Origin of the sequence: Mesorhizobium sp. LCM 4577, assembly GCF_001854795.2 — a bacterium.
Lineage (GTDB): Bacteria > Pseudomonadota > Alphaproteobacteria > Rhizobiales > Rhizobiaceae > Mesorhizobium > Mesorhizobium plurifarium.
In genome coordinates this window covers 1-1,743 of sequence record NZ_MDDU01000049.1, presented here as the reverse complement: position 1 = coordinate 1,743, position 1,743 = coordinate 1, and the positions used below count along the sequence as shown (strand labels likewise).

Annotated in this window: 2 rRNA genes; both read left to right on the top strand. The window is 52.0% G+C overall.

What is annotated here, in order from left to right:
- Nucleotides 1-1,560 (top strand): 23S ribosomal RNA (locus tag LCM4577_RS28965); the annotation flags it as partial.
- A 111-nt stretch (nt 1,561-1,671) separates the two neighbouring features.
- Nucleotides 1,672-1,743: ribosomal RNA gene (gene rrf, locus LCM4577_RS28960) — 5S ribosomal RNA — on the top strand; the annotation flags it as partial.

The following is a 1,743-nucleotide window of genomic DNA, read 5'->3' as shown; positions in this document are numbered from 1 at the left end:
CGTCCTCTCAGGGTTAGTCGGGACCTAAGCCGAGGCCGACAGGCGTAGGCGATGGATAACAGGTTGATATTCCTGTACCACCTCCCTACCATTTGAGTAATGGGGGGACACAGTAGGATAGGGTAAGCGCACTGTTGGTTATGTGCGTTCAAGCAGTAAGACGTGAGGGTAGGCAAATCCGCTCTCTATAACGTTGAGCTGTGATGACGAGCTCTTATGAGCGAAGTTCCTGATTTCACACTGTCAAGAAAAGCCTCTAGCGAGGTAGGAGGTGCCCGTACCGCAAACCGACACAGGTAGTCGAGGAGAGAATCCTAAGGTGAGCGAGAGAACTCTCGTTAAGGAACTCGGCAAAATGACCCCGTAACTTCGGGAGAAGGGGTGCTCTAGTAGGGTGCAAGCCCGAGAGAGCCGCAGTGAATAGGCCCAGGCGACTGTTTAGCAAAAACACAGGTCTCTGCAAAACCGTAAGGTGACGTATAGGGGCTGACGCCTGCCCGGTGCTGGAAGGTTAAGGGGATTGCTTAGCGTAAGCGAAGGTGAGAACCGAAGCCCCAGTAAACGGCGGCCGTAACTATAACGGTCCTAAGGTAGCGAAATTCCTTGTCGGGTAAGTTCCGACCCGCACGAAAGGCGTAACGATCTGGGCACTGTCTCAACGAGAGACTCGGTGAAATTATAGTACCTGTGAAGATGCAGGTTACCCGCGACAGGACGGAAAGACCCCGTGGAGCTTTACTGTAGCCTGATATTGAATTTTGGTACAGCTTGTACAGGATAGGTAGGAGCCGTAGAAACCGGAGCGCCAGCTTCGGTGGAGGCGTCCTTGGGATACTACCCCAGCTGTATTGAAATTCTAACCCATACCCCTAAGCGGGGTAGGAGACAGTGTCAGGCGGACAGTTTGACTGGGGCGGTCGCCTCCTAAAGAGTAACGGAGGCGCCCAAAGGTTCCCTCAGAATGGTTGGAAATCATTCGYAGAGTGTAAAGGCACAAGGGAGCTTGACTGCGAGACCTACAAGTCGAGCAGGGTCGAAAGACGGGCTTAGTGATCCGGTGGTTCCGCATGGAAGGGCCATCGCTCAACGGATAAAAGCTACCCCGGGGATAACAGGCTTATCTCCCCCAAGAGTCCACATCGACGGGGAGGTTTGGCACCTCGATGTCGGCTCATCGCATCCTGGGGCTGTAGTCGGTCCCAAGGGTTGGGCTGTTCGCCCATTAAAGCGGTACGCGAGCTGGGTTCAGAACGTCGTGAGACAGTTCGGTCCCTATCCGTCGTGGGCGTAGGAAATTTGAGAGGAGCTGTCCTTAGTACGAGAGGACCGGGATGGACACACCGCTGGTGTACCAGTTGTCTTGCCAAAGGCATCGCTGGGTAGCTATGTGTGGACGGGATAAGTGCTGAAAGCATCTAAGCATGAAGCCCCCCTCAAGATGAGATTTCCCATTACGCAAGTAAGTAAGATCCCTTGAAGACGACAAGGTAGATAGGTTCGAGGTGGAAGTGTGGTGACACATGGAGCTGACGAATACTAATAGATCGAGGACTTAACCAAAAAGTTCTTAAGAACTTCAATGAGTGTTTATCCAGTTTTGAGAGAACAACTCTTTCAATAAGGGTTTCGATAGACAAGCAGTAATGCGACGTGTATTGGAAGCCGAAAAAGTCTAGTAATGATGGCAAAGAGGTCACACCTGTTCCCATGTCGAACACAGAAGTTAAGCTCTTTAGCGCCAAT